The sequence below is a fragment of the Heyndrickxia acidicola genome (genome assembly GCF_001636425.1).
GTDB classification, from domain to species: Bacteria; Bacillota; Bacilli; order Bacillales; family Bacillaceae_C; genus Bacillus_AE; species Bacillus_AE acidicola.
Window position 1 is genome coordinate 486,457 of record NZ_KV440953.1, and the last position, 22,303, is coordinate 508,759.

Consider the following 22,303-nt stretch of genomic DNA (forward strand, 5'->3'; position numbering starts at 1 on the left):
GATGGCAGGGATAAGGATCATTTTTGGAATTATTAAGGTATTTATATTGTTTACAGGCTGCACGCTCCTTTTTTATTATGGTATCATGTGGGTAAACCAGGAGTATGAAGGCTATCACCAGTATGATAAGCCGAGCGGCGCTGCTGTAAAAGTCAGTACGGAACCGCAGGAAAATCAAAATTGGTTTAACCGGCTGCTTTTGTACTATTCAGATGGGGAGTAATAGGAATGGAAGAAAGGCTAAAAGATTTTATCCACTTTATGGTGGTTGAAAAAGGACTGTCTAAAAATACGATTGTATCATATGAAAGAGATTTGAATCATTATTTAACGTATAGTAAAAATGTAGAACAAATATCTTCTTTAAATGACATTACTCGTTTTCATATTTTACATTTTCTCAATCATTTAAAACAGCAGGGGAAATCTGCAAAAACAATGGCAAGGCATGTAGCTTCCATACGGTCCTTTCATCAATTCCTTTTAAGGGAAAAAGCGGTAGAACAGGATCCTACTGTACATATAGAAACTCCACAAACAGAAAGAAGCCTTCCGAAGGTACTCAGTCTATCAGAAGTGGAAGCCTTGCTGGAAGCTCCAAAGGGCACAGATCCTTTTGCCTTGAGAGACCGTGCCATGCTAGAGCTTTTATATGCTACGGGAATCAGGGTAAGCGAGCTGATCCAGCTTAATATGGATGACCTGCATCTTATGATGGGATTTATACGCTGCATTGGTAAAGGGAACAAGGAAAGAATTATACCGATTGGAAAAACAGCTGCAGCTGTTCTCGAAACATATCTTAGTGAAGGAAGGCTCAAATTAAGATCTAAAAATCATTCAACAGATGCTCTGTTTTTGAATCATCATGGAAATCGCCTAACAAGGCAGGGTTTTTGGAAAATATTAAAGGGGCTTGCCAAAAAGGCTAATATCGAAAAAGAAATCACACCCCATACTTTGAGGCATTCCTTTGCTACACATCTATTGGAAAACGGGGCTGACTTAAGGGCAGTACAGGAAATGCTGGGACATGCTGATATTTCGACCACTCAAATCTATACGCATGTTTCGAGAACAAGGCTGAAGGATGTCTATTCAAAGCATCATCCGCGGGCTTAAAAAGAAAACCGCTTTAATGGGAGCGGTTTTTTCTTGTCTTCTTATGGTTTAATTTAGTAAACTATAGATGTCAGACCTCTTACAAATCGATTTAGCTATTAAACCTTCTAAAATAGGGTATGATAGCTAAGAAAATTCGTTTACTTTAATAGGAGCGGTTTGTAAACGCTTCATCATATTTTCCTTTAATGACGGGAATTTTTATCAAATAGGAGGATTAGAAATGGATCGTAATACATATAAGAGAATTCATTTAATTGTTATGGACTCAGTTGGAATAGGGGAAGCTCCGGATGCTGAGAAATTTGGTGATAAAGGCTCGGATACCTTTGGACATATTGCAGAGGAAATGAATGGCTTAAACATGCCGAATATGGGGAAGCTTGGCCTATCAAATATCCGGGAATTAAAAGGAATTGAAAAAGCGGAAAAACCCTTGGCTTATTATACGAAGATGCAGGAAGCTTCAAATGGAAAAGACACGATGACAGGACATTGGGAAATAATGGGACTGAATATCAAAACTCCATTTAAAGTATTTCCTGAAGGATTTCCATCCGAATTGATACATAAGCTGGAAGAAAAATCGGGGCGTAAGGTAATTGGAAACAAACCAGCAAGTGGAACCGAGATTTTGGATGAACTGGGGAAAGAGCATATGGAAACAGGAGCTCTTATTGTGTATACCTCTGCGGATTCAGTGCTGCAAATTGCCGCTCATGAGGAAATTGTACCGCTTGAGGAGCTTTACAAGATTTGCAAAATTGCTCGTGAGCTGACACTGGATGAAAAATACATGGTTGGCAGAGTCATTGCGCGCCCATTCATTGGAAAACCTGGAGAATTTACAAGAACCCCTAATCGCCATGATTACGCTTTAAAGCCATTTGGCAGAACAGTCATGAATGAATTAAAAGACCAAAATTTTGACGTGATTGCACTTGGGAAAATTTCCGATATCTACGACGGGGAAGGTGTAACACAGGCAATCCGTACAAAGTCCAACATGGATGGCATGGATAAGTTTATTGAAACCTTTGATCAAACATTTACTGGATTAAGCTTTTTAAACCTGGTGGATTTTGATGCGCTGTATGGACATCGCCGCGATCCAATTGGATATGGAAAGGCTCTCGAGGAGTACGATGCACGCCTTTCTGAAGTATTCAAGAAGATGACAGAGGATGATCTCCTTATTATTACAGCTGACCATGGAAATGACCCGGTTCATGCAGGCACTGATCATACAAGGGAATATGTGCCCCTTCTTGTATATTCAAAACGCTTTAATGGCGGCAGTGAGCTTCCTTTAAGAAAAACATTTGCAGATATCGGGGCGACTGTAGCGGAAAATTTCCATGTTAAAATGCCTGAATACGGAACCAGCTTTTTGAATGAATTGAAATAAAAGGGGATTAAAGTCATGGATTATACAAAAATAGAAGATGCAGCGCATTTTTTGAAAAATAAATATACTGGCAGGCCGAATATTGGTCTGATTTTAGGTTCTGGCCTTGGGGTTTTGGCAGATGAAATTAAAAATCCTGTTAGAATTCCTTATAAAGAGATTCCCGGCTTTCCGGTTTCCACTGTAGAAGGCCATGCAGGCCAGCTGGTATTTGGGCGCCTTGGCGATAAGGAAGTTGTCGCTATGCAGGGACGCTTCCATTATTATGAAGGCTATCATTTTGATCAGGTAACTTTCCCGGTTCGGGTTATGAAGGAGCTGGGAATTGAAGTGCTGATTGTTACGAATGCTGCTGGTGGTGTAAATGAGCAGTTTCAAGCGGGAGACCTAATGATCATTAGTGACCATATTAATAACATGGGGACAAATCCATTAATTGGACCAAATGATTCAAGGATGGGAGCCAGGTTCCCAGATATGTCGGAGGCATATGACAAAGAATTAAGGCAGCTGGCAAAAGAAGTAGCAGAAAATCTTCAAATAAAAGTACAAAACGGCGTTTACGCAGGGAATACAGGCCCTTCTTATGAAACTCCTGCAGAAGTAAGGATGCTGAGAGTACTCGGTGCTGATGCAGTGGGGATGTCAACGGTACCTGAAGTCATTGTAGCAAGGCATTCTTCTATTAAAGTTCTGGGCATTTCCTGCATCTCCAATATGGCTGCAGGCATTTTGGATCAGCCGTTAACTCATCAGGAAGTAATGGAAACGACCGAAAAGGTTCGGGAAAATTTCCTTACCTATGTTAAGGAATTGGTAAACTCTATTAAAGCAGGTGATATACAATGAGAATGGTAGACCTGATTGAAAAGAAACGAGATGGAGAGTCTCTTACCACGGAAGAAATTCAATTTATCATTAAAGGCTATACAGATGGCTCGATTCCAGATTATCAAATGAGTGCACTCACAATGGCTGTCTATTTTCAGGATATGGATGACCGGGAACGGGCAGATATGACTATGGCAATGGTGAACTCAGGTGATACAATTGATCTAACAAAAATTGAAGGAATAAAAGTAGATAAACACTCAACCGGTGGAGTCGGCGATACAACGACATTGGTTTTAGGGCCGCTTGTTGCTTCTGTTGGAGTACCCGTAGCAAAGATGAGCGGGCGGGGGCTTGGCCATACAGGCGGTACGATTGACAAATTGGAATCTGTACCTGGCTTCCATGTAGAAATAGAAAATGATGAATTTATTAAGCTTGTAAATGAAAACAAAATTGCGGTAATTGGACAGAGTGGTAATCTTACTCCTGCAGATAAAAAGCTGTATGCCCTTCGAGATGTGACAGGAACCGTAAACAGTATTCCTTTAATTGCCAGCTCCATAATGAGCAAAAAGATTGCGGCTGGGGCAGATGCCATTTGTCTGGATGTTAAAACCGGCGCTGGTGCGTTTATGAAAACATTAGAGGATTCCAAAAGCCTGGCTAAAGCAATGGTTGAAATTGGGAATAATGTAGGCAGAAAAACAATGGCAGTCATATCTGATATGAGCCAGCCTCTGGGCTATGCAATCGGAAATGCATTGGAAGTGAAAGAAGCCATTGATACTTTGAGGGGAAATGGGCCGGAAGATCTCACAGAACTTTGCCTGGCACTTGGAAGCCATATGGTTTATCTTGCAGAAAAAGCTTCGACTTTAGAAGAAGCGCGAAATATGCTGCAGGATTCAATAAAGAGCGGAAAAGCACTTGAGACTTTTAAAACCTTTTTACGCTCACAGGGTGGAGATGCATCCGTTGTGGATGATACGAATAAACTTCCCCAGGCTGCTTATGCTTTTGAGCTTGAGGCTAAGGAAGATGGTTACGTGGCGGAAATTGTGGCAGATGAGATTGGTACTGCTGCCATGATGCTGGGTGCTGGAAGAGCAACAAAAGAATCCTCCATAGACCTGGCTGTCGGATTGGTTCTTCGTAAGAAAATAGGGGACGAGGTAAAAAAAGGAGAATCTCTTTTAACTATCTTCTCCAATACGGAAAACATTGAAGAAGTAAAACAAAAATTGTATGAAAACCTTAAAATAACAAAAGAAAAAGTTCCTGCACCTGTACTGATTCACGGAGAAATTACAGTTTAATAAACAGTTAATCCAGAGGATGACTCAAATGGCGATGATAAACAGCCTTTTGAGTCACCTCTTTTTTATTTTAGGACAGAAAAAGGAAAAGGAGAGAAGAACATTTGGAGCGAACAGTAGCATGGATCTCTGTTGTAATTTTATTTGAGCAGAAAAGAACAGGTAGAACGAATAGCGCGGAGCAGACATACTAATACCCAATGTGGTTCCGCTACTCCCAAAGGAAAGCGAGCGCCTGCAGCAGAAATCAACCTAGCAGGATTATCAGAACGCTGCCTATATCTATGTATAATCCCAATTTTAATGTAACTTAAAGAAATGCTTGCAGTGGAAACCAACAACCAAAATAATTTGCTGTAGCAAAACTTGATATCATTTCACCATTTCAGACAGCCTTTTTTTATGTTACCAGAAAACTGGTATTACCGAAGAAACAGCAATGACAGCAGGGGCACGATAATATTTATCAAATTCGAGGTGCATCTGTATAAAAAAATCTCACTTGGAAAAAATGGTGCTAGGTAAAAAGTATGCAATCCAGACAAAGTACATACTTCCCTTTAGATACTTTTTTTGAAAGAACGATTCCGGTGTTAATTGGGGAGAATAGGAACATAGCATCAACGTATACATCATTTTAAATTTGGAGGGGTTAAATTGAAAAAGTTTCTTGCTTTACTAACTTGCCTAATGATTTTCGCATCACTTCTCTCACCAAGGGCGTCCGCTTCTGAAACCAAAACAGACCTTGCATCAGAAGCTAAGTCCGCCATTTTAATTGAACGTGATACTGGGACAGTTCTTTATGAAAAAAACAGCCATCAAAAATTGCCTCCGGCTTCAATGACGAAAATAATGACGATGCTTTTAATTATGGAGGCACTTGATAAAGGGTCCATTAAAATGACGGATAAAGTGCGTACAAGCGAGTATGCTGCATCTATGGGAGGATCCCAGATTTTTCTTGAGCCAGGAGAAGAAATGACGGTAAGAGATATGCTTAAGGGTATTGCAGTCGGCTCTGCAAATGATGCAGCTGTTGCCATGGCAGAAAAAATAGGTGGCAGTGAAAAAGGCTTTGTACAAATGATGAACGAGAAAGCTAAGGAATTAGGCTTAAAAGATACCCATTTTGAAAATGTTACAGGACTTCCTGTCGCAAACCATTACAGTTCTGCTTATGATATGGCCATTATGGCAAAAGAATTATTGAAACATGAAGAAATCACTCAATTCACAGGACTTTATGAAGCTTATCTTCGTGAAAACTCAGGTAAAAAATTCTGGCTGGTTAATACAAATAAACTGGTGCGTTTTTATCCTGGAGTAGATGGATTGAAAACAGGATTCACTAATGAGGCTAAATTTTGCTTAACCGCTACTGCTAAGAAGGATAATATGAGAGTAATCGCTGTCGTATTTGGTGCACCTTCAACAAAAGTCCGCAATGCTCAGGTAACGAGTATGCTTGATTATGCATTTTCACAATATGCAGCACATCCTGTCTATAAGAAGGGGCAAGTGCTTGGCGAAGCCAAAATCAGCAAAGGTGACAGTAAATATGTTCAGGCTGTTACAAATGAGCCAGTTTCCATCCTGACCAAAAAAGGAGAGGGAGCAAACAAAGTAAAAAAAGTGATTACGATAAAGCAAAATTTACAGGCTCCTATTAAAAAAGGGCAGGAAATAGGCATGCTGACCATATCGAAGGATGGAAATGAGATTGTTAAAACAGAGCTTGTGGCAAAGAAGGATGTAAAAGTTGCAAGCTGGTGGCAGCTCTTCAAACGGTCATTTGGGTTATTTACCAAAACCAACTAAGAAGCAAATAAAATCGAAAGAAGAATTTTTTTGGCGATAAACATCTAGTTTTGTCACAAGGCAGGATAAAGGGGATAAAAAGGCGAATTGACTCATTATAACACTTAAGGAGGCTGTAAATAGTGGGTCTTGGAATTGAAATGGAAATCAAAAAAGATGTCTTGTGCATCCGCCTGAATGGAGAACTTGATCACCATACTGCCGATAATCTTCGTAACAAGGTAACAAAGGCTATTGACCAATACGATATTCAGCATATTGTGTTAAATTTAGAGCAATTATCTTTTATGGACAGTTCCGGTCTGGGTGTTATTCTTGGAAGATATAAACAAATAAAACAGAAAAACGGAGAGATGGTTGTCTGTGCTATTTCACCGGCAGTGAAGAGATTGTTTGAAATGTCGGGATTGTTTAAGATAATCCGTTTAGACGAGTCGGAACAATTTGCTTTAAGTCGATTGGGGGTAGCCTAATGAGAAATGAAATGCATATTCAATTCTCTGCACTCAGCCAAAATGAATCATTTGCGAGGGTAACAGTTGCCAGCTTTATTGCTCAGCTGGACCCAACTTTAGATGAATTAACGGAAATTAAGACAGTGGTATCAGAAGCTGTAACCAATGCCATTATTCACGGTTATGACGAAAATCCGGATGGCATGGTTTTTATATCTGTAACCATCGAGGAAGGCACGGTTGAGGTTATTATACGTGATGAAGGAATGGGAATCACCGATATTGAGGAAGCACGGCAGCCGCTGTTTACGACGAAGCCTGAATTAGAGCGGTCAGGAATGGGCTTTACAATTATGGAAAATTTCATGGATGATATTGACGTAGAATCACAACCAGGACTGGGCACCATCATTCGTTTGAAAAAGCATTTGGCGCTAAAAAAAGCCTTATGTAATTGAGGAGATGTGCCTATGGATGTGGAACTGAAAAAAGAGAATAAACAGGTTTACTTAAAAGATCATGAAGTCAAGGATTTAATAAAAAGAAGCCAGGATGGGAACCAGGAAGCCAGGGATAAAATTGTAGAAAAAAATATGAGGCTTGTCTGGTCAGTGGTGCAACGGTTTTTAAACCGAGGATATGAACCGGATGATTTATTTCAAATTGGCTGTATTGGGCTTTTAAAATCCGTCGATAAGTTTGATCTTTCCTATGATGTTAAGTTTTCTACTTATGCAGTTCCAATGATCATTGGAGAAATTCAGAGGTTTATTCGGGATGATGGAACCGTTAAGGTATCACGGTCCCTGAAAGAGATTGGAAATCGTATCCGCAAAGCGAAGGATGAACTGTCCAAAAAAAATGGGAAAGTTCCCACCGTAAATGAAATAGCGGCTTTTCTGGAAATCTCTCCTGAGGATGTGATTATGGCACAAGAGGCCAGTCGTTCTCCTTCATCTATTCACGAAACCGTCTATGAAAATGATGGAGATCCTATCACTTTGCTGGACCAGATTTCTGATCAAAATGATCAAAAGTGGTTTGATAAGATTGCCCTAAAGGAGGCAATCAGAGGCTTGGATGACAGGGAAAGGCTAATCGTTTATTTGAGATATTATAAGGATCAGACCCAATCAGAAGTAGCCGATCGTCTGGGAATATCACAGGTGCAGGTATCCCGGCTTGAGAAGAAAATACTTGAACAAATGAAAGACCGCATGGAATTGTGAATTCCATGCGGTCTTTTTTAGGGGGATAAGTTCGATGGTGAAAATTGTTCCTGCTCGTTTTTCCAGAGTTGCTTGAATAAACACCCGTCATATCCACATACTACAGGGTAAAGAGTATATTGCTGCTTTAGGGGTTGAAAAGCAATGGAGGAATCAATTTATCTGCGTATGTTTAACCGGATTCAGGTTAAACCGGAAAGTGCCATTACAATTGGAGAACTCGCCCAGATTATCGCACCTGAACCTGTGCTTACAAGAATTAAAAAGAAGGAAATTTATAAGATTACAGAGCAGGATAAAAGCAATGTGGTCATCGATGTGATGAAAGTGGTATCAGCTATTAAAGATGTATATCACAATACGGATATTCAAATTATAGGTCCTGCACAAACCATAATAGAAATTGTTTATAAAAAGAAAGAAGTCAGTATACCAGTATTCCTGCTTATCTGGATTCTTCTGTTTATAGGTTCAGCTCTCGCCATTATGAATTTTCATGAAGATGTCAGCATGGGTGCTGTTCATCAAAAAATCTACAAGATTATAACAGGCCATGCCGTGAAAAAACCTCTTTTGCTCCAAATCCCTTATTCCATTGGATTAGGAATTGGAATGATTATGTTTTTTAACCATCTTTTTAGAAAACGGTTTAATGAAGAACCAAGCCCATTGGAGGTAGAAGTGTTTAATTATCAGCAGGACTTGGACCAATATGTCATTATGAACGAGAATAAGGAGAATTTGAAGCGCCTTGATGATGACCGTTAGTATTTTATTTATACTCATTTTTGGACTGTCAGGAGGTTTAATTGTGGGATGCGGATATGTTGCTTTCTTAACAGTTTTAGGACTAATCCCGCGGTTAACCCAACTATCCAAAACGAAACACTTAATCCATGCCTATGAAGGGGCCATCATAATGGGGACGCTCTCGGGAACGTGGGGTGCATTATATGACATTAAGCTTTACCTGCCTTCGTTTCTTTTGGTGCCGATCGGCCTTGCTTGCGGCATATTTGTAGGCATGATAGCAGCAGCGCTGACCGAAGTTGTTAACGTTATTCCCATTCTTACAAAAAGAATAGGGATGGAAGGACAACTAATCGTTGTGCTGATGGCAATTGTTATTGGCAAAGTCATTGGATCTTTGTTTGATTGGATTTATTTTGTAGACCAGTAGCAATTAGAACAGGCAATAATTATTTTGGAAAGGAAATTCCGCATGAATAAGCTTCGTCAGGTGATATTAATTACAGATGGAGATGAATATGCCAGAAAAGCAATTGAACATATAGCAGTGGAAATAGGAGGACGGTGTATTTCACAATCTGCCGGCAACCCTACTGCGTTAACTGGACCAGCCATATTAAAGCTAATCAAAAAAGCTCCCTATGATCCGGTCTTTGTAATGTTTGACGACAGCGGATTTTTAGGAGAAGGCAAAGGGGAGCAGGCACTGAAATATATTGCAAATCACAAAGAAATAAACGTGCTGGGAGCGATAGCCGTAGCATCTAAAACACACAAAGCGGAATGGACAAAGGTGGATGTGTGTTTCGACAAAGAAGGAAATATTACTCCTTATGGGGTGGACAAATTTGGTGTTCCGGAAATGGAAATGAAGCAGGTTAATGGAGATACCGTATATTGTCTTGATCAGTTGGATTTGCCTATCATCGTAGGAATTGGTGACATCGGAAAAATGGGGAAGGTTGATCACTATACCAATGGAGCTCCAGTGACGAAGAAAGCAGTTGAATGGATATTAGAAAGGAGCGGGTTCTATGGAGAAAAATGATTTGAGTACAAAAAAGCCAATTCCGGAAAGGGTGGACGAATTAGAAGCTTACTTCAAAAGCCGGGTTGGCCTAGGAGTCAGCTTTGACTTAGGTGTACGCAAAATCAAAGTTCTGAAAAAGGATATCCATTTTTACTATATAAGTGGTTTAGTGGATACATCCTACATCGTTCAGATTATGGAATATCTGATTACTTTAAATGACACAGAGCGGCTTTCAAGTAAAGTATTTGATATCGTTGAAAACAGAATCGTGCATCAGCAGGTCATGAAGGTAAAAACAATCGATGAAATGGTCGATATGGTTTTGTCAGGCCTAATTGGCATTGTGGTGGATGGAGAACCGATAGCCCTAATAGTGGACGTCCGAAGCTATCCGGGGCGTCAGCCGGCTGAACCGGACACAGAAAAGGTCGTTCGCGGCTCAAGGGATGGGTATGTAGAGAATATTATTTTTAATACAGCACTTACCAGGAGAAGAATAAGGGATGAACGTCTTCGCTTTGAAATGTTAAAAGTCGGAGAAAGAGGGAAAACCGACATTGCTCTCGCTTATATTGAAGGGCTCGCAAATCCGGGATTAGTGGACACGATCCGGCAGGAGATCCAATCGATTGAAGTAGATGGTATTACGATGTCAGACAAAACAGTAGAAGAATATCTTCTGCACCAGGGCTACAATCCATATCCTCTTGTCAGGTTTACAGAGCGTGTCGATACCGGGGCCATTCATTTGCTTGAAGGGCATGTCCTAATTATTGTTGATACATCACCCAGTGTCATCATTACACCGACAACCTTTTTCCATCATACACAGCATGCAGAGGAATACAGGCAGGCACCTTTGGTTGGAACATTTTTAAGGTCAGTCCGTTTCCTTGGGATAATGTCATCATTGTTTTTGCTGCCATTATGGTATTTATATGTATTGGAGCCTCATCTGCTCCCGCATAATCTTGAGTTTATTGGTCCGAATAAACATACACATATTCCAATGCTTGTGCAAATTATATTAGCTGACTTAGGTATCGAATTCTTAAGGATAGCAGCGATTCATACTCCTACCCCGTTGGCGACGGCAATGGGTTTAATTGCTGCAGTCATGATCGGCCAGATAGCGGTCAGTGTAGGTCTTTTTACGGCAGAGGTTATTCTGTATGTTGCGATAGCAGCTGTAGGAACCTTTGCTACGCCAAGCTACGAATTAAGTGTAGCTAACAAGCTGGTGAGATGGGCATTGCTAATAATAGTAGCTATCTTTAAATTGCCGGGTCTAGTCATAGGGTGCACAGTATTTTTACTGTTTTTAATTTCAAATCGTTCATTGAATACTCCTTACATGTGGCCGTTTATACCGTTTAATCCGCCTGCATTCGTCCATATTCTCATCCGGCGCCCTATTCCGGGCTCTATATACCGTCCGAGCATTGTACATCCAAGGGATCGATTTAGACAGCCTCCAAAGGAGTAAGACCATTGTCAAAATGGTTGTTCTATGATAAAGTTTATCTAATTTCCGTTAAGATTTTAAATAGACAGTTTGTCCTATGACAGCTGTCTATTTTACATCAGTTTTCGGTTGTAAAAGCTAAGGCATGGAGATGAAGAGAATGCATTTATATGGAACCCAAAAGGTCAACGAAAATGGCCATCTGCAAATAGGCGGAGTAGATACGATGGAATTGGTTAAAAATTATGGTACGCCTTTGTATGTCTATGATGTACAGCTCATTAGAGAAAGGGCAAGGTCATTTAAACATACATTTGAAAAGCTGGGAGTGCGTTCGCAAGTAGCCTATGCAAGCAAGGCCTTTTCATCCATCGCCATGCTTAATCTTGCTGAAGAAGAGGGTTTGTCTTTGGATGTGGTCTCAGGAGGAGAATTATATACGGCTCTTGCTGCACAATTCCCGACTAAGAAGATTCACTTTCATGGGAATAACAAAAGCAGAGAAGAACTGTTAATGGCTATAGAACACAAAATTGGCTGTGTGGTAGTCGACAATTTTTATGAGCTGGACCTATTAACGGGGTTATGCAGTGAAAAGGACTGCAAGATGGATATTCTATTAAGGATAACTCCGGGAATAGAAGCCCATACACATGACTATATCCTGACAGGCCAGGAGGATTCTAAATTTGGCTTTGACCTGCAGAATGGACAGGCGGAAGAAGCCTTAAAGCTTTCTTTGGAGTCTGATCATGTAAATCTGCTTGGTGTTCATTGCCATATTGGTTCACAAATATTTGAAACGACTGGTTTCGTGCTTGCTGCTCACAAAATCATTGATAAATTGCATGACTGGGAGAAGAAGTATTCCTATTTTCCATCTGTTTTAAACTTGGGGGGAGGATTCGGAATCAGGTATACAGAAGAAGATGTTCCGCTGGCTCCATCTGATTATGTCGAAAAAATTGTAATCGAAGTAAAGCGTCATACAGAAAGTCTTGATTTGCCAATGCCTGAAATTTGGATTGAACCAGGCAGGTCGCTAGTCGGCGAAGCAGGAACTACTCTTTATTCCATTGGTTCAAGCAAACAGGTACCGGATGTAAGGAAATATTTAGCTGTAGATGGCGGCATGAGTGATAATATTCGTCCTGCGCTCTATGAAGCAAAATATGAAGCTGCTTTAGCGAACCGTCCAAACGACGCTGTGGAAGAATATGTATCCATCGCAGGGAAGTGCTGTGAATCAGGAGATATGCTCATCTGGGACTTGCCGCTTCCAAAAACAAATAACGACGATATTTTGGCTGTTTTCTGTACAGGAGCATATGGATACTCAATGTCAAATAATTATAATCGTATTCCACGCCCTCCGGTTGTCTTTGTTGAAAATGGAGAAGCTCAATTGGTGATAAGACGTGAAACATATGAAGATATTATTCGTCATGATCTTCCTTATAATGTCAATGTTCAATCTTAATAGATTCAAAGGATTGCGAAAAAAAAAGAAAATAGGTACAATAACGAGTAAGAACAAATTTTGTTACGGAGCTTATACTGGTATTGGGAGATAAAAATGCGTAAAAAAATGTCTGGTTATTTATTCTGTTAATCATGGCTGCACTCATTTGGGGTGTGTACGATTGTTTTTTTCTTCTACCTGGTAAGTAAAGCAGACACCGTCCTATCCAAAAATGGCAATGTACAGGTAGAATACTGTTTATTCTAAGAAGGCATGGTCTATACTGTAAGGAAAAAGGTAAAAAACGGAAAAAGATAACGAGGGATATGTTATGTTAATTCGATATAAAAAAGCCTTTGAAAAGATTGCAATGGGGCTATTATCATTTATGCCCAACGAAAAGGATCTTAAAAGGCTGCAGCAGACCATAAAGCAATATGAAACAGAAGATGATTGGCAGCTCTTTTTTTGGAAAGAGGAAGATTTGATTGGTCTTATTGGAGTGACAATCAATGGTCAAATAGTAGAAATTCAACATATATCCGTAAATCCTTCTCACAGGCAACAAGGTGTCGGAAAAAATATGATGAAATCATTAAAACAGATATATGAGGATAAACAGCTTATACCCAATCCGCATACTGTAGCATTTTTTGATAAATGTGACCTTGAAGAAGCAGACGCAAAGGAATAATGCGTCTGCTTTTTGTTTTAGAGGAAAGTATAAAATTTTTTATTACTTTATAGATTGAAACGCTCTACATACTTTAATAATTTATAATAGGCTTTGTTAAAGGACGCCGTTGTTTTTTAGCTCATTCGTGTGAAACAGAAGTTTCACACGACTTTCAGCTCAGCTAAAAAACGAGCAGTTTTCAAAATAAAAATTTAAGATTTATTATTGAACTTGAAAATTGGAATTTTTGTGGTTTTTGCTCTATAGATTAGAGCGGAAATAAATAGCCAATTTATGTGAAACCTTATGGCTTACGCTTTTCTTAGCCAAGCGATGCCTTTGCATTTTTTTCACTTTTGACTTAACGCAACTAATCTCATTTTCTCAATTTCAGAACGGTCTCTGACTAAATGTCTGTTAACAATAAAGTGATTTTGCAGATCACTTGGCATATTCCATTGGAAGTCGTTCTTTTTACACTCTGTCAAGCACAGCTGTAAAAGCTTAGAGTCAAGAATGGGAAGGTCAATGCTTTTATAAGGTTGACCTGAGCTAAGTTTTGCAATAGAGACATCTAAAATATTCAGGAGTTTAGGGTAGTCCAATCCGAGGTGATGGATATCCTGTTCTTTTTTACTTAATAGATTCCTAGATCTGGTTAATAACCGGGAGGCACCTTTTAGGTTCCTGCGGCGGTAATGATAGAATGCAACGGCCACCTGGATGAGACCTACCCACACTGAATCCCTGTTGAAATCATTGGACTCTTTCCAATATTCCTCTAAAATTTCATGGCACTCAAAGTAATCCCGATCCCCATGAAAATGAATTAAATAAGATATATATTCGGAAGGATAATGCAATGTTTATAAACTCCTCTCCATAAAGCTTTCCTTGATACTTAGCGGTAGCACGAAATAGATTGTAGATGATGCACCGTTCTAGCTTATCATATGTATCCTCAAGAACTCCAAGGTTTCAATTTTTTAACATCTATAAAAATAAACCAATAAAGGGAAAAGAAATCGGCAGCTAGACCGACTTCTTTTCGAGGATTTATCCTTGTGTTCTTGTTTTTAGTAAATATATGCAGCGCCAACGATAATCAATAAAATAAATAATACTACGATTAACGCAAAGCCTCCGCCATATCCAACTCCGTCTCCCATGTAAATCCCTCCTGTTTTTTCATTCGATGTATTGTATGTAGAACGGAATAAAGGTGTATGGGCCAGAGCCCAAAGGGGGAAATTTCTATTTGTAAAGTCCGGGGATTAGGAAGACTGTGAAAAAATTTTTATTGGAGGATGCCTTATAATCATCTATACTATTAATAGCCCTTTAGGCTTGAATATTAGAATTGGTGATTGTATGGAGTATAATGTAAAAATCGAAGCTTTTGAAGGACCTTTGGATCTTTTGCTTCACTTGATAAATCGTCTTGAAATTGATATATATGATATCCCTATGTCTGAAATTACCGAACAATATCTACTATATGTCCATGCAATGAAGGAACTGGAGTTAGATATTGCGAGTGAGTATTTAGTCATGGCTGCTACCCTGCTTGCAATAAAAAGCAAAATGCTGCTTCCTCAGCAGGAAGAAGAATTTTTTGAGGATGAGCTCGAACCCGATATGGAAGATCCACGGGACAATCTTGTTGAACAGCTGGTTGTTTACAGAAAATACAAAGAGGCTGCCCAGCAGTTGAAGAACCTGGAAATGGACCGCGGCCAAATGTTTACAAAGCCCCCAAGTGATTTGACAGAATTGATGACTGAAACTCAGATGGATAAACAGGAAGTCGAAGTATCGCTCTATGATATGATTGGCGCATTAAATAAGCTGTTAAGAAGAAAGAAGCTTCAAAAGCCGTTATCAACTAAAATAGCCCGGCAGGAAATATCAATTGAAACGAGAATGGATGAAATAACAAAAGAATTGAATTCAATTCGGGGAAAAAAAAGTTTCTATTCACTCTTCCCTTATCAGGACAAAGAGCATATTGTTATTACCTTTTTAGCAGTATTGGAATTAATGAAAAGGAATGAAATTTTTGTGGACCAGGAAGGAAATTTTGAAGAAATTTATGTTGCCCGGAAAGGAGCGAGCGTAGTTGGAAACAACTAATTGGAAAGGGATCCTAGAAAGCTTGCTTTTCGCTGCGGGTGACGAAGGACTATCCATTAAACAAATGATGGCTGTACTTGAAGTAGAGGAAGAAAAAACGATTGAACTTATTCATACGCTCAAAGAAGAGTATGAAAATGATCCAGATAGAGGTATTACCCTGGTCGAGATAGCGAATACATATCAACTGGCAACCAAAAAGGAGAACGCGGATTATCTAAAGCGATTGGTTGAAGCTCCTGGTTCTTCTACACTTTCACAGGCTGCACTTGAGACACTCGCCATTGTTTCCTATAAACAGCCGATCACAAGGCTGGAAATAGAAGAAATACGGGGTGTAAAAACAGAACGGCCATTGCAAACTTTAATGGCAAAAGGACTGATCAAGGAAGCTGGCCGTGCAGGAGGAGCAGGCAGGGCCATTTTATATGGTACTACGAAAGAATTCCTTGATTATTTTGGGTTAAAGGACTTAAGTGAACTTCCGCCGCTATCCCAGGATATTGATGAAGAAAATGATCTCGACGAAGCGGATTTATTTTTTGAGAAATTCAAAGAGTCGATGGAAACTAATGAATAATAGAAGACAAGAGGCTGTTTGCTTAGCAAATGGCCTCTTTTTTATTCATATCAACCTTGGTTCTGCATAAACTTGTACAAAGATGGGGTGAAGTTGGGTGAGAGAAAAGATCGTGACGGCTGCCATGTGATTCTCTCCGGAAATACTGCAGATAATGAAAAGGAAGAGGAGCACTTATATGAAACATTTCCTTGCACGTTTATTCATCGTGATGATGCTTTTAGCACTCATGCCTTCTAAGCCGGCCTCTGCAAGCATTTCTGTCGGAGCGGCCAGCGCAATATTAATGGATCAGGATACCGGGCGGATTCTATATGAAAAAAATGCTAACCAGCCTAGGAGAATTGCATCCATAACAAAAATAATGACGGCTATTCTTGCGATAGAATCGGGTAAACTGAATGATACATTTATGATAAGTGAAACTGCAGTCCGAACGGAAGGCTCTTCCCTTTATTTAAAGGCAGGAGAAAAAAGAAAGCTGGTGGATTTGGTTTACGGTCTGATGCTTCGTTCCGGGAATGATGCAGCTAATGCCATTGCTGAACATGTAGGAGGGAGTATACAGGGATTTGTTTTCTTAATGAATCAAAAAGCCAAAGAAATAGGCATGCTTAATACCCATTTTTCCAATCCAAGCGGACTGGATGACAGTTCAGACCACTTTTCAACAGCCTACGATATGGCTGTCCTTACGCGTTATGCCATGCAAAATAAAACATACGAAAAAATTGCAGGAACTAAAATGTATAAGGGCTGGAAAAATAAGAACAGGCTTTTAACCGAAAAATATAAATATTGTACAGGGGGGAAAACAGGTTTTACCAAGCTGGCTAGAAGGACTCTCGTTACAACGGCTTCAAAGGATGGTGAAAATTTGATTTCTGTTACTCTGAATGATTCTGACGATTGGAATGATCATATTTCCATGTATGAATATGGATTCAAGAACTTCCATCCTACTATAATTCTAGAAAAGGGTTTGGTGAATGCCATAACGACGAAGTATCTAAAAAACCATGTATATATTAAAAACGATGTTGTATATCCCTTGAAAAAACAGGAGGAATCGGATATTCATGTGGACTATCAGCTTGTAAAACCAAGTGAAAAATGGAAGAGTCCCAAAAAAATACCGCATATCGTGGGAAAAGCTATTATTTATATGGACAATAAACAAATCCGGCGTATCCCGGTCTACTATAGCACGGAAAAACAAACTGAAAAAACCAGCTGGCTTGGGATCTTCAAGCAGGTACTGTTTATTCAGTTAGGTGTAATGAACAATGGTTAATTATATTTGGATCGGGATGACCATTGTCGGGCTTATTTTTGCTGCAGTAAATGGAAGAATGAAACAAGTAAATGAAGCCATTTTTCATTCTGCAAATGAAGCTGTTACACTATGTATTGGATTAATCAGTATACTGGTTTTCTGGCTGGGCATCATGAAAATTGCAGAAGAATCGGGACTGCTTTATAAATTTTCCAGGCTCTGCCATCCGTTAATAAAACGGCTATTCCCTGAAGTGCCAGGAGACCATCCTGCGATGGGGTATATCGTTTCCAATATTATGGCGAATATGTTTGGTTTAGGCAATGCAGCTACACCACTGGGCATAAAGGCGATGGAGCAATTGAAAGAATTGAATGGAGGAAAGCCGGTTGCGAGCCGTTCTATGATTACCTTTTTGGCATTAAACACATCTGGTCTTACATTGATACCTACAACCGTTATTGCAATAAGAATGAATTATCATTCTGCATCGCCGACAGAAATTGTCGGTCCTACTTTGCTCGCTACAGCAATTGCAACTATTGTAGCCATTTTAATAGACCGGTATTTTTATTTCAGAAGAAAGCGGAAAGGGGGAGAATAGATGCAAGTTATTTCCATGATCTCCATCTGGATCATCCCCATTATGATCGGTTTTATATTGTTATACAGTGTTTGGAAAAAGATACCTGCCTATGAGATGTTTGTAGAAGGCGGAAAGGAAGGAATTAAAATTGCTGTATCCATCATTCCTTATCTGGTAGGAATGCTTGTAGCGATTACTATTTTCAGGGCATCAGGAGCGCTTGATTATTTTGTGAGTTTTCTCAAACCCTTTTTAAATTGGGCTGGAATACCTGCGGATGTTGTCCCTCTTGCCCTGATAAGGCCAATATCAGGGAACGCGGCTCTCGGCCTCATGAGTAATATCCTTGCCGTCCACGGGCCTGATTCTTTTATTGGAAGGATGGCCTCCACTATACAGGGAAGTACAGATACGACCCTTTATGTATTAACGGTCTATTTCGGGGCTGTGGGAATAAAAAAAATGGGGGATGCTTTGAAGGTAGGGCTTCTAGCTGACTTGGCAGGTATACTGGCAGCAATCTTTATAGTGTCCTGGATATTTGGCTAAGGCTCTTTTCGTAAACTTTGTTGCTATTTGACACAAAAAGGAGTATAAACCCAGATTCAGTATTAAAACTTTTAATAGCTTACGAAAAGATGCCACGAAGACAGACAACATAGGGAATAATCCTTTATACGTGAATCAACAATTTATGTGAAACCAGCCTTGGCTAAAGCAATCCGCTTGTATTTTTCCATATCAATAGGCGCTGTAAAAGATCTATGTTGATTTTGAACCTATGTTAATTGGAGCAGATACGCGAGATTCCTGCTTAAAAAACGTCTTAGGTGAGAATCCTGCGGAGAATGTGACGACTTATTCCCTGCCGCCCAGGGAAAGCGAGTGCCTGCAGCGTAAATCAACAGGAAGAATAACAAAGCTTAAAAATAATATGGAGAGTGGGCTGCAGTTAAATGTGAACAGGGAGGATAGAAACTCAGCAATTACGCAAATATTGCCTGAGCTTCTTTGCTTTTTACTCTACATGTGTAATAATTCTTAAGGTAAGACTAGAAATACCTAAAATAGAGGTGGAATTTGAAATGGAAAGACTACAGAAAGTAATTGCTCACGCAGGAGCAGCTTCTCGCCGCAAAGCGGAGGAATTAATTATAGAAGGGAAAGTAAAGGTTAACGGAAAGGTTGTTAAAGAGCTTGGAACAAAAGTTTCATCCTCTGACCGTGTGGAGGTAAACGGCATCCCGTTGGAAAGCGAAGAAAAGGTTTATTTCTTATTCTATAAACCAAGAGGAGTTATTTCAGCAGTCAGTGATGATAAAGACAGGAAAGTAGTAACAGATTACTTTCCGCTAATCAAGCAGCGCATTTATCCGATTGGCCGTCTTGATTATGATACATCCGGCATTCTTCTTTTAACAAACGATGGAGATTTTGCCAATCTCTTAATGCACCCTCGTTATGAAATTGATAAAACCTACGTTGCACGGCTGCAGGGCATTCCGACAAAGCAGTCCCTTAGACAGCTGGAAAAAGGCGTAAAGCTGGAAGATGGAGTGACAGCACCTGCAAAAACGAAAGTCCTTTCTGCAGAAAAGCAAAAGCAGAGATCTATTGTAGAAATCACCATCCATGAAGGAAAGAATCGCCAGGTCAGAAGGATGTTTGAAGCAGTGGGCCATCCAGTTCAAAAATTAAAGCGAGAACGCTTTGCTTTTTTAACCTTAAACGGACTGAACGCCGGAGAAAGCAGAGAATTAACGCCGCATGAAGTAAAACAACTGAGAGCATTGGCGGAAACTGGCAGCCATTAATGTTGTTGGAAGAGTGCGGGCAAAGGGAGAAGAAAAAAGAAAGTTGTAAAAATTCACATAACCTTCAAAGAATTCTTAAATTTACAGGTTTAAAATGCTATAATAGATTAAAACTGTGACCGTTTTCATAAAGGGGTGTGGCGCTATGACTCAAATAAAGCAAAAAAGGCTGGTCATTCGCAGCTTAATTCTGCTGGTTCTGCTGGGGGCAGTCGGTTATACTCTATATTCCAATTTAACGAAAGCAAGCCAGGGAGAAATCCATGTGGGGCAAACAGCTCCTGATTTTGTTTTAAAAGATATGAACGGAAAAACGCATCAGCTGTCACATTACAGAGGCAAGGGTGTATTTTTGAATTTTTGGGGAACTTGGTGCGATCCCTGCAAGAGGGAAATGCCATATATGAATGATTTGTATGAGGAATACCATAAAAAAGGTGTAGAAATATTAGCTGTACATGTAAAGGATACTAGATATCTTGTAGAAAACTTCATTAAGCAATATGGACTTCAATTTCCAGTTATGATAGACAAAGACGGAGACGTTCAGAATGAGTATGGGATTGATCCTTTGCCTGAATCGCTGTTAATCGGCCCCGATGGAAGGGTGAAAAAAATCATTATTGGAAATCAGAATTTAAAAGAAAAAGATTTTAGAAGTTTATTTGACAGCATTAAGCCGTAATAAAGGGGTTTTTTCTATGAGGGAAATGAAATGCGAGTGCGGTCATGTCAATCCAATTGGCACCATTCTCTGTGAATCATGCGGGAGGGCCATGACAGAAGAAGCGATAAAAGAATCCTTGCATGACATGAGGTATGAGGGCAGTGCCAGACGCTCTCAAACCTATAACAAGACCATTGTCGATAAAGTATGGAATTTTTTCTCCTCTGTAAAGGTAGGCGTTTGGCTGATTGTCATTACCCTGATCGCATCTGCTTTAGGAACCATACTTCCGCAGGAGCAATACATCCCCTCCGGTTCTGACCCCGCCCAATATTATAAAGATGAATACGGCTGGTTTGGGGATCTTTGGTATACAATTGGTTTCCAAGATTTATATAATTCGTGGTGGTACCTATTATTAATTGCTTCAATTGGAGTATCTCTTGTTATCTGCAGTTTGGACCGGTATATTCCTCTTAGAAGGGCTTTGAAAAATCAGAAGGTAACGAGGCATGAAGGCTTTCTTATGCGGCAGCGCATCTTTGGGAATTCGGAAGGACACGGGCGAGAGGAAGCGTTTGAGCAAGTAAAGTCCAAATTAAAAGAAAAAAGATATCGCCTGAGGGAAGAAAACGGAAATATACTGGCTGAAAAAAACCGTTTTAGCCGCTGGGGACCATACATAAATCATATAGGGTTAATTATCTTTTTAATCGGCTCTATGCTTCGTTTTATTCCTGGTATGTACGTAGATGAATTGCTTTGGATTCGAGAAGGAGAGAAAAAAATTGTCCCGGGAACAAATTCTCAGTTTGTCATTGAGAATAAGAAATTCATCCTGCAGACCTATGATAAAAAGAAAGATAATCAAAATTTTGATCAGGCTATTGACCGTGTTGGCAGTGTGCCGAAAAATTTCCAGTCCAATGTGGTACTGTATAAAAGAGAAGGCGGAAAAATTGCCGGTGAGCCTGCTAAACTAAAAAAATTAGAATCTTACCAAATTAAAGTCAATCAACCATTGAAATTTGACCATTATGCTGTCTATCAAATGGATTATAAATTAAATGAATTTCATGATATGTGGTTCCGACTTGAAAACAAAAAAACAGGAAAGTTCTATGGTCTGATGAAGATTGATTTATTCAATCCAAAGGATGTATATAACCTGGGCAACGGATACAAAGTCCAATTACTTGGTTTCTATCCGAATTTTACAGGTTTTGCAAAAAATGGAGAACCTCAATCGAGTTCTCCCATTCCCGATAATCCCGCTTTTTTATTCAACATGATTACCCCAGAGCATCCAAAGGGTGAAAAAAGCTTTGCTGCAATTCGAGAAACAATTGAGCCTCTCGGAAATAATGAGTATAAAATGGCTTTTGCCGGTATCGACACTAGGAATGTATCTGCGCTTACAGTGCATAAGGATTTAACCTTATGGGTATTGGCTTTTGGCGGCTTCATTTTTATGATTGGTGTCGTACAAGGCGCCTATTGGAACCATCGCAGGATTTGGCTGCAAAATAAAGATGGAAAGGTGCTTATAGCCGGGCATACCAACAAAAATTGGTATGGACTGAAACGAGAAATAGCTTTCGTTTTAGAAGGGACAGGGATTCCGGAGCCCATCGATCAGCAGGAAAAGAAAAAAGAAGGGGAGCAGGAGGGATAAT

Annotated in this window: 25 protein-coding genes; 23 read left to right on the forward strand and 2 right to left on the reverse strand. The window is 39.7% G+C overall.

Annotation, left to right across the window (positions count from 1 at the left end):
• Position 1: 1 nt before the first annotated feature.
• From A5N88_RS02240 to A5N88_RS02310, 15 genes are all read left to right on the forward strand, one after another.
• Complete coding sequence (locus A5N88_RS02240; protein ID WP_083952984.1) at positions 2-223, forward strand: YqzK family protein; 222 nt, start codon at positions 2-4, stop codon at positions 221-223.
• Positions 224-228: 5 nt separating this feature from the next.
• Positions 229-1,122: a site-specific tyrosine recombinase XerD gene (gene xerD, locus A5N88_RS02245; RefSeq protein ID WP_066262506.1), complete on the forward strand. Its 894-nt coding sequence runs from the start codon at positions 229-231 to the stop codon at positions 1,120-1,122.
• A 223-nt stretch (positions 1,123-1,345) separates the two neighbouring features.
• Positions 1,346-2,530: a phosphopentomutase gene (gene deoB, locus A5N88_RS02250; protein ID WP_066262507.1), complete on the forward strand. Its 1,185-nt coding sequence runs from the start codon at positions 1,346-1,348 to the stop codon at positions 2,528-2,530.
• Between the two features lie 15 nt (positions 2,531-2,545).
• Positions 2,546-3,379 carry a purine-nucleoside phosphorylase gene (locus tag A5N88_RS02255; RefSeq protein ID WP_066262509.1) on the forward strand — a complete coding sequence of 278 codons (834 nt, stop codon included), beginning with the start codon at positions 2,546-2,548 and terminating at the stop codon, positions 3,377-3,379.
• The gene (locus A5N88_RS02260) at positions 3,376-4,680 is read left to right on the forward strand and encodes a pyrimidine-nucleoside phosphorylase (RefSeq protein WP_066262511.1); all 1,305 of its coding nucleotides are present in this window, start codon (positions 3,376-3,378) and stop codon (positions 4,678-4,680) included. Before A5N88_RS02255 ends, A5N88_RS02260 begins: the two co-directional genes overlap by 4 nt.
• Positions 4,681-5,337: 657 nt before the next feature.
• Complete coding sequence (locus tag A5N88_RS02265) at positions 5,338-6,501, forward strand: D-alanyl-D-alanine carboxypeptidase family protein (protein WP_066262513.1); 1,164 nt, start codon at positions 5,338-5,340, stop codon at positions 6,499-6,501.
• Positions 6,502-6,623: 122 nt separating this feature from the next.
• Positions 6,624-6,974, forward strand: coding sequence for an anti-sigma F factor antagonist (spoIIAA, locus tag A5N88_RS02270; protein ID WP_066262515.1), 351 nt, complete (start codon positions 6,624-6,626; stop codon positions 6,972-6,974).
• Positions 6,974-7,414 (forward strand): anti-sigma F factor, encoded by a 441-nt coding sequence (spoIIAB, locus tag A5N88_RS02275; protein ID WP_066262517.1) that lies wholly within the window; start codon positions 6,974-6,976, stop codon positions 7,412-7,414. The genes spoIIAA and spoIIAB overlap by 1 nt, the downstream gene beginning before the upstream one ends.
• Positions 7,415-7,426: 12 nt before the next feature.
• Positions 7,427-8,185 carry an RNA polymerase sporulation sigma factor SigF gene (gene sigF / locus A5N88_RS02280; protein WP_066262521.1) on the forward strand — a complete coding sequence of 253 codons (759 nt, stop codon included), beginning with the start codon at positions 7,427-7,429 and terminating at the stop codon, positions 8,183-8,185.
• A 144-nt stretch (positions 8,186-8,329) separates the two neighbouring features.
• The gene (locus A5N88_RS02285; RefSeq protein WP_066262522.1) at positions 8,330-8,953 is read left to right on the forward strand and encodes a stage V sporulation protein AA; all 624 of its coding nucleotides are present in this window, start codon (positions 8,330-8,332) and stop codon (positions 8,951-8,953) included.
• Positions 8,943-9,365, forward strand: a complete 423-nt coding sequence (locus tag A5N88_RS02290) for a stage V sporulation protein AB (RefSeq protein WP_066270165.1) — start codon at positions 8,943-8,945, stop codon at positions 9,363-9,365. The genes A5N88_RS02285 and A5N88_RS02290 overlap by 11 nt, the downstream gene beginning before the upstream one ends.
• Before the next feature lie 42 nt (positions 9,366-9,407).
• A complete protein-coding gene (gene spoVAEA, locus A5N88_RS02295) occupies positions 9,408-9,983 on the forward strand; it encodes a stage V sporulation protein SpoVABEA (protein ID WP_066262523.1) in 576 nt (191 codons plus the stop codon).
• Entirely contained in the window at positions 9,970-11,454 is a 1,485-nt protein-coding gene (locus A5N88_RS02300; RefSeq protein ID WP_066262529.1) for a spore germination protein, read from the forward strand. The genes spoVAEA and A5N88_RS02300 overlap by 14 nt, the downstream gene beginning before the upstream one ends.
• A gap of 139 nt (positions 11,455-11,593) precedes the next feature.
• Positions 11,594-12,913, forward strand: a complete 1,320-nt coding sequence (gene lysA, locus A5N88_RS02305; RefSeq protein ID WP_066262530.1) for a diaminopimelate decarboxylase — start codon at positions 11,594-11,596, stop codon at positions 12,911-12,913.
• A 313-nt stretch (positions 12,914-13,226) separates the two neighbouring features.
• Complete coding sequence (locus tag A5N88_RS02310) at positions 13,227-13,589, forward strand: GNAT family N-acetyltransferase (protein WP_066262532.1); 363 nt, start codon at positions 13,227-13,229, stop codon at positions 13,587-13,589.
• Positions 13,590-13,921: 332 nt separating this feature from the next.
• Here A5N88_RS02310 and A5N88_RS02315 read toward each other — a convergent pair whose 3' ends face one another.
• Positions 13,922-14,434: a DUF309 domain-containing protein gene (locus A5N88_RS02315; RefSeq protein WP_066262537.1), complete on the reverse strand. Its 513-nt coding sequence runs from the start codon at positions 14,432-14,434 to the stop codon at positions 13,922-13,924.
• A gap of 213 nt (positions 14,435-14,647) precedes the next feature.
• Positions 14,648-14,740, reverse strand: a complete 93-nt coding sequence (locus A5N88_RS24005) for a YjcZ family sporulation protein (protein WP_083952985.1) — start codon at positions 14,738-14,740, stop codon at positions 14,648-14,650.
• A gap of 202 nt (positions 14,741-14,942) precedes the next feature.
• Between A5N88_RS24005 and A5N88_RS02320 the strand changes: the two genes are divergently transcribed.
• From A5N88_RS02320 to resB, 8 genes are all read left to right on the forward strand, one after another.
• Entirely contained in the window at positions 14,943-15,704 is a 762-nt protein-coding gene (locus A5N88_RS02320) for a segregation/condensation protein A (protein ID WP_066262540.1), read from the forward strand.
• Positions 15,691-16,284 (forward strand): SMC-Scp complex subunit ScpB, encoded by a 594-nt coding sequence (gene scpB / locus A5N88_RS02325; protein WP_066262544.1) that lies wholly within the window; start codon positions 15,691-15,693, stop codon positions 16,282-16,284. The genes A5N88_RS02320 and scpB overlap by 14 nt, the downstream gene beginning before the upstream one ends.
• Before the next feature lie 178 nt (positions 16,285-16,462).
• Positions 16,463-17,578 carry a D-alanyl-D-alanine carboxypeptidase family protein gene (locus A5N88_RS02330; RefSeq protein WP_066262546.1) on the forward strand — a complete coding sequence of 372 codons (1,116 nt, stop codon included), beginning with the start codon at positions 16,463-16,465 and terminating at the stop codon, positions 17,576-17,578.
• Positions 17,571-18,164, forward strand: coding sequence for a nucleoside recognition domain-containing protein (locus A5N88_RS02335; protein WP_066262548.1), 594 nt, complete (start codon positions 17,571-17,573; stop codon positions 18,162-18,164). Before A5N88_RS02330 ends, A5N88_RS02335 begins: the two co-directional genes overlap by 8 nt.
• Positions 18,165-18,695 (forward strand): spore maturation protein, encoded by a 531-nt coding sequence (locus tag A5N88_RS02340; protein ID WP_066262550.1) that lies wholly within the window; start codon positions 18,165-18,167, stop codon positions 18,693-18,695.
• Between the two features lie 518 nt (positions 18,696-19,213).
• Positions 19,214-19,960 (forward strand): pseudouridine synthase, encoded by a 747-nt coding sequence (locus tag A5N88_RS02345; protein ID WP_412733845.1) that lies wholly within the window; start codon positions 19,214-19,216, stop codon positions 19,958-19,960.
• A 145-nt stretch (positions 19,961-20,105) separates the two neighbouring features.
• Complete coding sequence (gene resA, locus A5N88_RS02350; RefSeq protein ID WP_066262556.1) at positions 20,106-20,645, forward strand: thiol-disulfide oxidoreductase ResA; 540 nt, start codon at positions 20,106-20,108, stop codon at positions 20,643-20,645.
• Between the two features lie 16 nt (positions 20,646-20,661).
• Positions 20,662-22,302, forward strand: a complete 1,641-nt coding sequence (gene resB, locus A5N88_RS02355) for a cytochrome c biogenesis protein ResB (RefSeq protein ID WP_066262559.1) — start codon at positions 20,662-20,664, stop codon at positions 22,300-22,302.
• Position 22,303 lies beyond the last annotated feature (1 nt).